Origin of the sequence: Sulfitobacter sp. CB2047 (assembly GCF_000735125.2) — a bacterium.
GTDB classification, from domain to species: Bacteria; Pseudomonadota; Alphaproteobacteria; order Rhodobacterales; family Rhodobacteraceae; genus Sulfitobacter; species Sulfitobacter pontiacus.
Genome location: NZ_CP072616.1, coordinates 76,966 through 90,853, shown reverse-complemented (window position 1 = coordinate 90,853; position 13,888 = coordinate 76,966). Strand labels below are relative to the sequence as shown.

Genomic DNA, 13,888 nt, shown 5'->3' with positions numbered 1-13,888 from the left:
GCTGGCCTCCTTTCAGTTGGGGTTGATTTGGAAGGTTGGGTTAGGTCGCGGAATTGATGCGCGGATCGTTGACAATACGAGCGCTAAGGCGTTCGGCAGCGTCGATATATGTCAGGAGCGAAATACGGCTTGAGGCCGTCCAAGGTTCTGGATCGATATGGCCGTTCATTGTGACCTTCGGCAGGTTTGCGAAGGCGATCATGTTGCGGACAGGGCGGCAGTCGATCAGAGGCGTTCCAAGCCGGACAGCCAAGCTGGCGATCGGGAAGCGTTCAACGGGGGCATAGAGCGAGACTGTTGTCAGGCCGAGGTGAAGGATGGTCCCTCCCCCGCCGCAGCTGACATAGGCATTGGGGTTGTTGAGGGCCGCACGGAGATATCCGATGTCGCGGCTGATTGTTTGGCGTTCCAGCCGATGCGCCGCATCAAGGTCTCCAGTTCTTCTTAGCTCTCGGTGTCGCCACCACGACCGTGCCTCTGCGCGCAGGACGCGCAATACTTCTGTTTGCATGGGAGGTTCCTTGTCAGGACAGACAGACCGGAATCCGGTCCAGACCCGTCAGGAACACCCCACAAGGGTTCCTTCAGACAGTCCCAAAACAAGAAGGAAACTTTCACTTTCCGGCAGCATCACCATGAAAATCAGTACCTGATTACCCCTATAGGCACTGCCTTCCTCTTTTGGATTTTTAGCAATGTCTCCCATGCAATAGAACCGTTGGTAAGTCCTTGCAGCAGATGGAAAGCATACCCCCGAGGTTTCTCTATGCTTTCTATGCGTTCTAAAATGTACCCCAGTGCCATAAACGTCTTTGCTGGACCGAGTTTCTTAATATCGAACCAAAGGTCACCCAAATCGAGATTATTTGCGATATCGCTCATTCTACGTTCACAGTCGGCTTGATTATGTGCTGTTCTTAGTTCTGCGCAAAGTCGCGGATATGCGCGCTCCATTTGATCTGGCCCAACTTCAGTCCTAAATGAATCTTCTTCTTTAACTGACTGATTCAAATGAGGTTCTTTGTGCCCCTCATTTTTGGGGTGTGTGTCCCTCAAATTATCCGTCTGATCGGGAGTAACTTCTTGAATTTCGGACGTAATATCCTTCAACAAGGTCGTGAGCGCTTCCTCGGTCGCACGCCTGCGCAGGAGGTTTCGAGCAGTGTTGAAGAAGGCTTCAAGATCTGGGCGGGCCGGGAGATACCTTTTAAGGCTTGCCAGCGCGATTGCACACTTGTCTCGTAAGATCGATAGATTAGCTACGCGTTCTTTATGCGTTTGATTTATTTGAATAAATTCAGAAAATCGCGTTGATAGCGGCATCAAAGAAAGTCCTGTGGCGAGCACTATACGGCCACTTGTGTCCCGTCGAGCCCATCTTTTGCCGTTGGCGCTGGAGCGGCGCGACAGGAGGCCGAGAGTGACGAGTTTGGTGATGTGCCGTTCTACGGTTTGAACACTAACATGGGTCCGCTTTGCCAAGGCAACGTTGGATGCAAAGCAGATATGCCCGTCATCTTGTGCGGCAGAAATATGATCGCCCTTGATGAAGGAGATCATCGCACGCAGGAGGGAAATTGAGGTGCCTTTGAGCCCCAAAGGTTCTCGGATGTCTTCGATTACCTGCAAGAGTGACCACTTGGAGGGGGCAATATCTTGCTGCCCCGCCGAATAACTTGGCGAGTGGGCTCCATTTGGAGCCAGTCCTGTCATTGTTTTCATGATTTTGTCGGCAGACAAAAAATTCCCATGCGCTCGGAAGCGTTTTTTCTTGTTCGATGATTCGGGGACTGCTACCGTTTAGGTGTCTAGTCTAACGGCGCTTACGCGCTGCAGCCCTCGAAGCTCCGGCTTCGGGGGTTTTCTATTCGCCGTCCTCCTTTCTGCTTTGGCCTCGGGTGTCATCCTGCGAGTTTACAGCTGTAAACTCCTTATAGGATTTGGTGATGATCTCTTCGAGATGGCGGTCGAGCCATGCCCCGAAGGCGGCATCCTTGCCAGTCTTTTTAACGGCAAGGGTGACGGAAGAATTGCTAGATTTGATCGTAACGCCTGGTGCGGGCGTGACCGCCCCGCCCTCTTTTGGGCGTGCACCCCGTCGGGAGATCTCCGCTAAGAGCCGCTCCAAGCGATCATCTGATGAGTGATCAGGATCCAGTTTCGAGAGAATTGCAAATGCGGCGCTTGCGGTAACCTTCTTCGCGATGAAGGCGTCTGCAAGCGCCGTCCACTTCGGACGGCCTGACTTTTGGGCAGCGCCGATGGCGTCGCCGACATCCTCTGGAACATTCTCAGTGACTTTGGTGAGGTGGGACAATCCGGGCGCTGACAAGCTCAAGACTTGCCGCACTGTCTTTGTGTTGTGCCCTGCAGCCTGAATAACGGCTGCGAAGCGCGCTTTTTCATAAAACGACAGATTGCGGCGTGCAGCATTCTCGAGGCCTTTGGCAAGTAAGGCTGAAGCGTCATCAAGGTCTTCGACATTGGCGCGAACCTTCAGTCCCAACTCACGACAAACCTTGAGGCGGCGGCGGCCATAAATGACCTCGTATCGCCCGTCGCTACTCGAGCGGCGCACAAGGATGGGGACCTGTTGGCCTCCCTCTTCGATGCTGGACTTGAGGGCTTCGAACCCGTCCCCCTCTTCATCCGAGTTTACAGCTGTAAACCCGTCAAGACGGTCTTTCGGACCCCATTCATCAATCAGCTTTGGATCAATCTCGCGGATGGCGGATAGAGAGCCTTGTAGAGCACCAAGTGCGGGAGCGCTGGTATTTGGTTTGCGCTCAGAGGTGCGTGGACCGGAATCTGCAATCGTCTTGGCGATGCCGGAGAGACCTTGAAGGGATTTACGGGCCATTAGCTACGCCCCCATGATTGGTGGATCATTGCTTCAACCTCTTTGCCGATCGCATCCATTGAGTTTTTCGCGCGATCATAGGTTGCGCGGGTCATCTCTGATTTTACGACCTCGTAGATCGATTGTTTGAGCATGGTCGCGTCGCTGATCGCAGTGCTTTTGAGGGCGGTCGCGCCCATGACGCGATCTTGAAAGAGCGCGCGCATAAAGGACGTGAGCTGTTGTGATGGGACGTCTGTTGGCTCATCGCGTGTGATCAGGAACTTAAAGTGATCGTATTGCAATTCCGCGCCTGCTTCTTCGATGACGCCCATATAAGCACCCGCCAGTTCTAAGAACTGTGCGGTTGAGGAGACGTCGAGCATGGATGGCGTGAGGGGTACAATCAAAGAGGTCGCTGCCGCCATGCCAGAAATCGTCAGGAAACCAAGCTGAGGCGGGCTGTCCATTAAGACGACATCATACTGGTCTTCGACTTGAGAGAGCGCACTTCTTATTCGTGTGAAAAACGGCTGATCAGGGCTCGAGTTTACTGCTGATTCCGTCTCAAACTCTGACAGGAGGAGGCGGGAAGGGGCGAGAGACAGCCCCGGAAAATAGGTTTCGACGATTGTGTCGGCAAAGGGCACGGGATCGTCGTACCTAATGGCATCATAGACAGTTAGTCCGTCAAATTCGATCTCTGGGCTGATGCCGCACATGGATGTCAGTGAGCCTTGGGGGTCTAGATCGACAGCCAACACCTTGTAGCCTTGCAGTGCGAGGAAATGGGCCAAGTGGATCGTCGTGGTACTCTTACTCGAGCCGCCCTTGAAGTTCATCAACTGCCAGATTTGAAGCTTATCTCCATCCCTCCGGCCGGGAAGATACCGGCCCTTTTTGCGGGAGGTTTGTTCGAGGATTTGGCGGGCGTTCCAAATGTCGCGCGCGGTATAGTAGCGACGTCCAGCGCGGATCTCTTGAGGTTCGGGTAGGGTGCCTTCACCGTGCACTTTGCGCATGAATTGACCCGATACACCCAAGAGTTCAGCGGCCTCGGGAGCGTTGAACAGGCGTAAGGATTTCGTGTTGTCAGGTGCGAAGGCCGACAATAGATGTTCGCGGATCGCCGTAGTGAGGCGCTCTGAAATATCAGTTGCCAGTTCCGAGGGTCGGTTGGTAACGATCGGTGTCACAGGAATCATGTGGTTGCCCCAAATTGCTCAATATGGCTTTTTTCGCGCCACTTGGGGATAAAAGCTGCGATTCACGAGCTTAAGTCAATGCTTTTTTGCCTATTTAGTGTCTAATGCGCTTCCACCCGCAACATGGTGCAGCGTAGTGGATGAGTTTACAGCTGTAAACTTCGTGCGTGTTTGGCTGATTTCTCCACTTTTCCGCGCGCTGCTTCGACATTGTTTAGAGTCGTGGTAGTGCTCAGAATACGAAGTTGGGGCTAAATCATTCGTGCGGTTTGGGTGGTCATAGCAAAAAATGGGTGGGGTGCTCGCGTCTTAGTACATGAGAAAGAAAGGTGGGAATTGGGGTCTCCTGAGAAAGTCTCCTAAGTGCTGCATGCGTTCAATTCCATCTTGGAGGCCCTGAGCGCGGATTCCCGGCTTTTACAGACAACAGAAATTAAGAGCTAAAGCCCTGCGGCTTTTGTCAGGTTAACACGAAACCGATCGCGACGACGCTGATACCGCCGTGTCATTTCAGCAGAGGCGTGACCAAGCTGTTTCTGAACGTAGCGCTCGTCGACGTCAGCGCTGCTGGCAAGGCCTGCTCGCAATGAATGGCCAGAGAACAGGGCAAGGCGTTCTTTTTCTGGCAGCTCACTTCGAATTCCCGCGTCTTGTACGGTTTGCTTAATCAGGCGGGCCACGTGTTTGTCGTTCAACCGTGCATCTAGCGCTTTTTTCCCATCACGTGACGTGCGGACAAACACTGGCCCGAAATCGATCTTGGCGAAGTGTAGCCATTGTTCGAGTGCGTGCACCGGGCAAGTCTGGCTAGACGATCCGCGGCCGATCTCGACCTCACGCCAGCCGGTTTTGGCGTTCAGCGTGAGCAAGGCGCCATCCTCGAGGATCTCGATCCAGCCACCACTGTCGGGTGTATCGTCCTTACCAACGTCAAGACTGACGATTTCGGAGCGGCGCAGACCACCCGCGTACCCCAGAAGTAGGATCGCCCGGTCGCGCAACCCCCGCAGATCAAAAGGTAGGGTGGCCACCATGGCCAGGATGTCTTCCGGTAGGATCGCCTCTTTCTGCACCGGGGGGCGCGCATGCTTCCGTTTTATTCCGGCCAGTACCGTGGCGATGTGTCGGTTCTTGCGATCGAGGGTGAAACCGCGTTGCGCATAGTTCCAAGCAAGGCCAGATAGTTTGCGGTCGATCGTCGAAACTGAAAGGGCAGGGGAGCCATTGGTTGGAGCGGCGAGGTCTACCAGATAAAGGCCGATCATCTCTGGGGACGGTGGCATCGGCTCCGCACCTTTCATCCGGCACCAGCGCGTAAAATGCGCCCAGTCTTTCGCATAGGCCTTCAGCGTGTTCTCCGAGGCTGCTTGTTTTGCGTAATCGCGCGCAGTCTCGACCAGCCGATCAAGCGTGCCGGAACCAGCCACAAGGTCAGGAAGGGTGAGAGACTCAGGGCCGCGCCCGCCGTGCGGCTCCCTGGCGTCGTCTTCGTTGGGCGAGGATGCGTTTGCTGGCTCTGAGCTTGATTTTTCGGTGTTTTTAAACATATCGCTCAGCATATCTTTTTACGTCCGATAATGCAAACTTATTGGACGTAAGGAAGAGCTGTAAGGTGGGGCGGTTTGAGCGCTATTATCTGGATTAAAACGCCGCGCTGCGATAGGCTTGCGACATGAAGTTTGCCCAACCAGACCTTGCTAACGCCCTCGATACACTACCCCGGATACCGTCGTGGGTCACCTCAGCGCGTGCGGAAACCCTTGAAGATGTGACGTTTTTGTCAGGGGCGGCGCTGGCCACGCTGCATTTTGTGGTGGGGTATGACGACGTCCCCCGCGCCTTGTTGTGCGATAGGTTGAGCCTGACTGCGTCAGAGGCGTGCATGCGTCTGTTAGGCCGACCCGAAAGGGCAGGGGATCTGCGCGATGAGGTTCATCTACTGAGGCCGGGCGATCAGCCAGGTCCAGCGGGGGCAATCTATCAGCAATGGCAGCGAGCGTCCGCGCGACCCATCTCGGTGAAGGCGCTGCAGCGCGCTTTGCCTTCCGTAACCGCTGAACAGATTGCCATGTGGCTGGATACAGGGTCGGGTGGGCCGGTCATGCGCGCCGGGACTATTCTGGAAACGGTTTTATCGGCGCATCCGCGTCAGGAGGTCACGGCTTTGATCCTTGCCGATGCCGTCTTGGCCCAGTCTTTGGGATGGACGCACGTGCTGCCGCTTCTGGCGGTCGGGTTGAAATCGCGCGATCTGCGCAAACAGGGTAGGGACCTGCAATTGGCCTGTCATAATGCGTTGGTTTCTTCGATCGGTGCAACACTTCCGCTCGCGGCGGATCTGACCCGTCGCGCAGCTCACCTGCGCGCCGTCATCCCAAAGCTGCGAGCGAAGGGGGCAGGGGACGCAGTTGCGCTATTCCTTTCGAAAGATGCCCTGTCGGCTTCCGTGGCTTTGGCTGATCTGATGAGCGACCGCGCGGCGCGGCGGTTGTGTGATCGGTTGGTGGATCTGGGTGTGGTGCGGGAATTGACCGGGCGCGACACGTTCCGGCTTTACGGGGTCTGAGATGGCAAAGGATCGGCCTGACGCAGATATCGACCGCGTGTTAGATGACCTGCCGCCTGAACTGCGGTGGCGCGAATGGATGCGCCGGATCGAGGCGGTGATGTTTGCGAGTGCGTCGCCGGTACCGCGCGAAGACTTGGCGCGCGTTGTGGGGCAGGGGGTTTCAGTTGATCTGTTGATTGAAGATCTCATCGTGGATGTGGCTGACCGACCCTATGAAGTGGCGAAGGCGTCGGGCGGCTGGATGCTGCGGACGCGCGCGACTTATGCCGATGTGATCTGCGCCGCGGCGGATGTGGGCGGACAGGATTTGGATTTGCGCGAATTTGACGTCGCTGTTTTGGCCGCTGTGGCCTACAATCAGCCGATTACCCGCGATGGGCTGAAGGACATTTTTGGTAAAGAGATCAGCCGTGATTTGATTGGGCGGCTGCATGCGCGGGATCTCATTGCTACCGGGCCGCGCAGTCCCCGCAGAGGTGCGCCTTACACCTTCGTGACAACGGAGAAGTTCCTCGTGGCGTTTGATTTGCAAAGCCTGCGCGATCTGCCAGATCGGGAGCAGTTGGACGATGCCGGGGTGGGCGTCATTGATGAATAATGCCTGCTGGGTCACAAGGCATGCGATCTGATAGTATCTTTGGTGAAGCAGGGTAAGCGCGGTAATGATCGACAGAGATTACGTGTGTTTGCACAGCGCAGAAAACGTAGGTCTGTACATCAATGATGACATGTACGGTGCCGTTTTTTTCTTGATAGGGTTTAATATCCTAAAGATTGCACAACTCAAAAACCTAAAAAGTGATCGACATGAAACCCTAAACATACTACAGCTTCAAACCCTAACGACCGAACAGGTGGAGGGTTTGTGAGATGGCAAGTGCAGCGGAGAAATTGGCGGAGTCCTTGGAGGTTATCAGCGACCTTCAGTCAAAGGGTGTCATCGCTATTAGGTCTACCAATTTGACCAGAACCCATCGGGAACGATTGCTGAAAGCTGGATTTATAAAAGAAGTGATCAAAGGCTGGTACATCATGTCCCGGCCTGACGAACGCGTCGGTGAAAGCACCGCTTGGTACACCTCCTTCTGGGGGTTCTGTGCCCAATACCTCTCGGATCGATTTGGTGAGGATTGGTCGTTGTCACCCGAGCAGTCCCTGAAGTTGCATGCAGGCGATACGGCAGTCCCGGTGCAGCTGCTCGTCCGAGCCCCGAAGGCGGGCAATATGAAAACTGACTTCCCACACAAGACCTCCATCTTCGAGACCCGTGCGACGTTTGCGCGGGGAGACGCGCTTGTCGTTAAAGATGGGTTACGCCTGTTCTCAATAGAAGAGGCATTGATCCTCGTACCTGAAAATTTCTTCAAACAGAACGCGACAGATGCGCGGACGATCCTAGCGATTATACCAGATGCTTCTGCCCTCTTGGCTCGACTTTTGGACGGTGGGCACACCAGTGCAGCAGGGCGATTGGCGGGGGCGTTTCGAAGTATTGGCAAGACAAGAATTGCCGACGAAATCGTCTCAACTATGAAAGCGGCGTCACATGATGTGCGGATGAGCGATCCGTTTGCGGAAAGCGTGACTGTCCTCAATGCCGGGCGGGAAACGTCACCGCATGTGCACCGCATCCGGTTAAAGTGGGAAGCCATGCGCGAAGCAGTGATCGCGCATTTTCCTGCCGCTCAGCCGATCACAAATGATGCCGAAGCCTATCTGACCGCGATGGATGAAATCTATGTGACCGATGCCTATCATTCGCTGTCCATCGAGGGCTATCGGGTCTCACCCGAACTGATCGAGAAAGTGCGCTCAGGAGGTTGGAACCCGGACGGTGACAAAGAAGATCTTGCGATGAAAGATGCACTTGCGGCACGCGGCTATTGGGAGGCGTTCCAAAGCGTACGTGAAAGCGTGCGCGCCGTTCTTGAAGGTGAAGATGTTGGGGACGTCGCAGAGCGTGAGCTGACAGCATGGTACCGGGCGCTGTTCACGCCATCTGTGGGGGCGGGCATATTGAAGGCGGCGCAGCTTGCGGGCTATCGAAACGCGCCAGTCTATATTCGGGGTTCTCAGCATGTGCCAATGTGCGTCGAGGCCGTCCGCGAATGTATGCCAGTGTTCTTCGAACTTCTGCAGGCGGAAACCAATCCTGCGGTTCGTGTAGTGCTCTGTCATTTTATCTTTGTATTCATACATCCGTTCTTAGATGGGAACGGCCGTACGGCTCGGTTCTTGATGAATGTGATGTTGGCTGCAGCAGGACAACCATGGACGGTGATAAAAGTCGAAAACCGCGCCGCCTACATGACTGCGCTGGAAGCCGCGAGCGTCCGAGAAGATATCGTGCCATTCGCAAAGTTTCTGGCAGATACGCTTAAGGATCAAGAAACAGCAGCGATAGGATAACAAGGGCAAAGTAGTCGGTCCAAACCTCCAATTCCCAGAACTTGGGGCTCGCTTGCTATAGGCGCAGATCGAACGAGTGAGCTGTCGCGAAAATCATGATATTTGCACCAACTTGGGTCGGCCATGAAAACTAGGCTTGAGGGTTGGTGCATAAATCAGGTGCGCAATGGGTCCGCATGAGCTAAGGTATCTTTATGCTTTTCGGTTACGCCAGAGTGTCCAGTCAGGGACAATCCCTTGATCGCCAGATCGGCGCCTTGAACACGGTCAAAGCGGATAAGATCTTTCGCGAAATAGCATCTGGCCGGACAGTCAAAGGCCGACCTCAATTGGAACGTGCCATCGATGCTTTGGGGGCAGGGGATGTTCTAGTCATCGCTGAATGGGACAGGGCGACCAGATCGATGATGGATGGGATTAATATCATCCAGCGCGTCGCGGACAGATCAGCTACCGTCAAGGTCTTGGACAAACCGTGGCTCGACCTAACGACCCCGATGGGCAAGGGTATTCTGGCCTTTCTTTCAGCTTTGGCTGAGGACGAGCGAGAACGTATCACCCGACGCGCCAATGAAGGCCGCCAGATCGCAATCGCAAACGGAACCAAGTTTGGACGCAAGCCGAAGCTCACAAACCATCAGCGTCAACTTGCCCGTGATCGCATGGCAGATGGTGATACTTGCCGCGCCATAGCGCGGGACTTGGGTGTGGCTCATACCACGATTTCAAGACTACGGTGACGGAAGCTGACTGGCGGCGAGTAAAGAAATGGACGGAAAGCATGCATTCACACCGCTTTCAATTAATCTTGACCATCATTTCAACTTTCTCTGTCGGCCGAGCCAAACCACAGGTGCGGTGGCAGCGGAATGCGGTGATGTCTACACGCCAAGAGAAACAGCGGTAGCATTCCAAGTTTAATTGCATCGAAGTTCAATAACGCTTCGTGTTCGTCAGCGATTTCTTGAACCTCCACCGACAAGGATATGCTTTTCTCTGTATTGCCTAGTGCCGGCACCGGGACTCCGGTGCCAATGCTCAGTCCTTGCCGCCAGAGAGCGTCCTCTGAGTTTTCATGCGGAACCCAAACTTGCTGCGTCGTATGATCCAATTCTGCATCGACAACACTTTGGAATTCCGCCAAATCTTCTTCCGCTCCCAGCCGCTCAAGGCCAACAAGAACAAAGGGCACAAGGACGCTCCCTATAGTTGAACGCTGGAAGTACGCGTCGCTGCGATCCAGTGGATGACAGGCTAATCGTCGATAGTCCTGCAAGCAAGTCACCCAATGAGACCGGCGCACGTATCGATAAGCCATACGCGTAGCAACCTCCCGCAAGTAGCCGTCGACGCTCTCTAACCTTCCGCACGCTTGCGCTAGAAGCATGAGCATACCGATTTCAATATGATGATCATCGCGAGTTGGCGACAGAAGAGTTGGGTTATTGTTGATCGTAGAGATAGCGAGATTGAGCGCCTCATCACGCTTTGCCAGATGGGCCGTCTGTTCGTCGCCATCAGAACGGCACCCAATTGCATGGTGCCAATGGCCAAGCAAGACAATGCGCCCAAGCATATCAAATACCGAAAGATTGATGTCTAGCGCTGATCGCGACCTAACGGCAGCAGACAGAGCGTACATGCTGGAAGCATGTGGGCCGACCTTTTCAACGAAAAACTTCTGGCTGACTGTGAGGTGGAGCGAGAGGATTTGATCTAAAATTTCGCTTCGCTCTGCGCGGCGCCTTTTTCGGCTTTCCGGGCAATTCCGAAATGCATCCCAAGCATGAAGCAATGCCAGCTCGCAGGCGCGATAGGGAGCCTCGAGGTTCTCGGAGTCGAGACCATTTCCCACAAGTATCCACAGACAAATCAGCACCTGCCGCAAACGCGTTGTACCTGCTTTTCCAGAATCGAGATCATGGGTGAGGGCGTCGAGAAGCGCTCGGAAGTTCAGATATGCTTCTTCAGGTTCGCTAACTAGGGCTATCGCCTTTTGGAAATGTAATCTGTGGCTTGGGTCGAGTAATTCCTGTTTCAAGATGCCAGAAAGAATTAGGTTTGCCAGTCTGTCGCCATTCCACTCTCGGAACTGGAGCTTTTCGGTGGTTCTAAGCTCTTGAAAGCCTCTCCAAGCAGAGCGTATCCCTTCTTGGATTTCTCCTCCCATACAGACACACACAGCTATTGGTAGCTGACTGTATTGTTGTGAAACTCGATTGGGAATATAGTCATAAATGACTTCATCGAGGGATGGCAAAATTGCCTGAAGAGAGCCGTTCCAATCCGCCCGGCCTACATCGCCAGATTTAATTACGAATAGAAGAAGAGATTTCTGGCCGTCGGCGTCCGGATCCGGACCAACAGCTGCAACGTCTACGCCAGCTTGACGCCCTCCTATGCGAGGATGATGGATTACCTCATACCCGAGTTCGCTAAGCAGCTGAGGCAGCAGAACATCAAGTTCGCCCCGCTCCTTCATCCCTTGAAGATGTTGACGCACGAGTAGCTTCATTCTTTTGGCCTTTGCTCTTGCTTGAAGACCTCCAGAGTCCACTCTGTTCCAGTAGGGTCAAAGAATATCCCCTTTGGTAACTCGCTGCTAACAGACATCGCGGCCATATTCACCGTTTGTGGGCGTCGATTGCCTTCGCCGTCCACAATACTGAAGCTTGATCGGTCCCCGTATAGCAAAGTTTGCGTCGTGAACAGATCAGCAAAAATGGATTTCTCCCTTGCGGAATTATGTACCTGTTCCGCCTCTTCCTCCTCTTGGAAACGTAAAAGGGCTCGTTTTGCCGACGAAGGTTGAAGTTCGACAACCTCGCGAACAGCCTCAAAGCTGTCCCAAACCTTTTGAGCGCGCTTTAGAGTACCTTCGATCAAGGTATTTCCCGGCAAATCGTCCGTCAGTAGCTCTTCGAGCCAATTCTTTAAGGCTCCACCATAGTTCATCAGCAAAGGGTCAAATAGCAGTTCAACGGCATCCTTGGCAGCCGGTCCACCACTACGAATAACGGCGACAATCCAAGCAGCCGCGGTCATTGGGGAAAGAAAAAAGTGGCCCACAGCTTTTCGACAAACGAAAACCTGTTCAGCCGCCGTAGTTGGAAGGTCGGATGGGGTTACGTTAAGACAAGGAGTGGTTCTGTTGATCTCTGAAAAATGGGAAGCAAGAGAAGCGCACAGTTCATAGTTTCCTTTGAGCAGCCATTCTGTAGCGAGCTGGGTCAACGACTGCCCTTCTTCAGCATCACCCTCGGATAAAATGCCTGAGAGTGCGTGGTTTCCGACTTTTCCCTTAGATTTACATATCAAAGCAGAAATAGTCTGACCAACCTCATAGCTGCGACTTGGCCACATTTTTCGTAAGGCGTCATCAATTTGTCGAACGGTTCCGCTGTTTTCTGGATTCACCTTTTGAATGCCCAATAAGCAACTTGCGATTTCGTTATCGCTCATTTCTTCGCCATGCCAATAGAGTGCGGATGCCATCAGATGGACAGCAGTCGGATCAGTTGTTTCTGAGAGTCTATTAAGCTCGGTCGCGATTTTGGATCGTTCTATGGCTGGATGCTTGGAGGCAATGTCGAGTGCTGCTTTCAATAGGCCCGCCGCATCTTTCGGCACTAAAGACTGTGAAATATTCAATACAACGTCCAAAGCACTAGTGGACTCTTGCTCGCCGAGTTTAATGCGGGATAGGGCGAGGACCCCGGCTGTCCGTTCATCGCCTCCCGCTCTGGCGGACTGCATTGCAGCTTCGAAGTCATTCTTCGCCTGCAAAGCAAATACTAGATGGTTCAGAGCAAGTTCATGACCTTCTCTTGCAGAAGCAATCACATCATCGGCACGACGCACATCATTAGCGCACCACTGACGGAAAGCCGCATTTGGCTGGTTAGCAGCAAGGTCTTCACCGCCCGTTTCGACAAGAGCCGCAACTAAATTCATAACGTCAGAAGTAGGTGCAGACAAATAGGGGATGACATCGCACAAGACCATTTGGAGCTCAAAGAAATTTGATCCGTTAAGAGCTTTGATCTCGGCCAAGTCCACATCCGAAACCAATTCATTTCGTAAGGAAGCCCCCTGAGCCAAGGCCTTGATTAACTCGGTTTCTCCATGATTTGAATAACCAATTCGTTTGGCCGCCGCTAGTAGGCCTTCAACCCGTCCGATCTGCTCGACTTCCGTACTTGTTATCATTCCTGAAACATCCGTTGCTTGGTACCAGCAGCCTGTTTATCGTTTGTTGGCCCACTTCCGAGCATCTCAATCAATCTACTTGCTGTATGCCGCATCACCGATATGGGTGTCGAGTAGCCGCCGATATAGTATACTTGGCTTCGGTTGAGTTTACTCCATATCGTTTCAGCAAATCTCCGGTTTTCGTCTTTCATTTTTCACCGTTGAGTTGGGTCAAATGCTCCGTGGGCGTAAGAACGATGCGCCCGAAATTTCCGAAGGCCGATACTTCCCACGACGATGGAACCGGGTCGGTTCCAACAATGATCATTACAAACAGATTGAGGTCATGAACTGACTTCTCAAAGAGGTTTCTGATAGACCGGACGTCTGGTTCAGATGCAGTAGCGCGTAATGATGGGTGCGTATGCCATGTGCCTATAAAATGTTGGCCGATTGTATGCCGGCTCTCAATCTCTTCCTGGACAGATGGTCGATGCGGAATGTATCCATGCCTCGTCCTGCGGTCTCTTGAAAACGGGCCGGCACATGAGTCTACCTCAAAGTCTTGCCCTGGGACGTTTGAGAATAATGGTCCGCCCGCTTCCGTATCTCTTCGATGAATTTGGCGCTGTTCGCTGAGATATCTTGTAACTTCCGAATGCAAGCGAACACTAA

The 13,888-nt window shown here is 53.5% G+C and carries 11 protein-coding genes; 4 read left to right on the top strand and 7 right to left on the bottom strand.

All coding sequences use genetic code 11. The features are described from left to right. Positions 1–40: 40 nt before the first annotated feature. From IV89_RS18125 to IV89_RS18105, 5 genes are all read right to left on the bottom strand, one after another. A complete protein-coding gene (locus IV89_RS18125) occupies positions 41–511 on the bottom strand; it encodes a hypothetical protein (RefSeq protein WP_037945160.1) in 471 nt (156 codons plus the stop codon). A 131-nt stretch (positions 512–642) separates the two neighbouring features. After that, positions 643–1,740 carry a helix-turn-helix domain-containing protein gene (locus tag IV89_RS18120; protein WP_235183818.1) on the bottom strand — a complete coding sequence of 366 codons (1,098 nt, stop codon included), beginning with the start codon at positions 1,738–1,740 and terminating at the stop codon, positions 643–645. 124 nt (positions 1,741–1,864) lie between these two features. Further along, the gene (gene repB / locus IV89_RS18115) at positions 1,865–2,860 is read right to left on the bottom strand and encodes a plasmid partitioning protein RepB (protein ID WP_037945161.1); all 996 of its coding nucleotides are present in this window, start codon (positions 2,858–2,860) and stop codon (positions 1,865–1,867) included. Continuing rightward, positions 2,860–4,044, bottom strand: a complete 1,185-nt coding sequence (repA, locus tag IV89_RS18110) for a plasmid partitioning protein RepA (RefSeq protein WP_037945162.1) — start codon at positions 4,042–4,044, stop codon at positions 2,860–2,862. Before repA ends, repB begins: the two co-directional genes overlap by 1 nt. 440 nt (positions 4,045–4,484) lie before the next feature. Beyond that, positions 4,485–5,603, bottom strand: a complete 1,119-nt coding sequence (locus tag IV89_RS18105; RefSeq protein WP_235183819.1) for a tyrosine-type recombinase/integrase — start codon at positions 5,601–5,603, stop codon at positions 4,485–4,487. Between the two features lie 113 nt (positions 5,604–5,716). Between IV89_RS18105 and IV89_RS18100 the strand changes: the two genes are divergently transcribed. From IV89_RS18100 to IV89_RS18085, 4 genes are all read left to right on the top strand, one after another. Continuing rightward, positions 5,717–6,610, top strand: a complete 894-nt coding sequence (locus IV89_RS18100) for a DUF1403 family protein (RefSeq protein WP_037945163.1) — start codon at positions 5,717–5,719, stop codon at positions 6,608–6,610. Position 6,611: 1 nt separating this feature from the next. Further along, positions 6,612–7,211 (top strand): SMC-Scp complex subunit ScpB, encoded by a 600-nt coding sequence (locus tag IV89_RS18095; RefSeq protein ID WP_037945164.1) that lies wholly within the window; start codon positions 6,612–6,614, stop codon positions 7,209–7,211. 272 nt (positions 7,212–7,483) lie between these two features. Next, positions 7,484–9,022, top strand: a complete 1,539-nt coding sequence (locus IV89_RS18090; protein WP_037945168.1) for a Fic family protein — start codon at positions 7,484–7,486, stop codon at positions 9,020–9,022. A 194-nt stretch (positions 9,023–9,216) separates the two neighbouring features. Continuing rightward, complete coding sequence (locus tag IV89_RS18085; RefSeq protein WP_037945170.1) at positions 9,217–9,762, top strand: recombinase family protein; 546 nt, start codon at positions 9,217–9,219, stop codon at positions 9,760–9,762. An 80-nt stretch (positions 9,763–9,842) separates the two neighbouring features. Here the strand turns inward: IV89_RS18085 and IV89_RS18080 are convergent, their stop codons facing one another. Both IV89_RS18080 and IV89_RS18075 read right to left on the bottom strand, forming a co-directional pair. Then, positions 9,843–11,537, bottom strand: a complete 1,695-nt coding sequence (locus IV89_RS18080; protein WP_037945171.1) for a hypothetical protein — start codon at positions 11,535–11,537, stop codon at positions 9,843–9,845. Beyond that, positions 11,534–13,231, bottom strand: coding sequence for a hypothetical protein (locus tag IV89_RS18075; protein ID WP_037945173.1), 1,698 nt, complete (start codon positions 13,229–13,231; stop codon positions 11,534–11,536). The genes IV89_RS18080 and IV89_RS18075 overlap by 4 nt, the downstream gene beginning before the upstream one ends. Between the last annotated feature and the right edge of the window lie 657 nt (positions 13,232–13,888).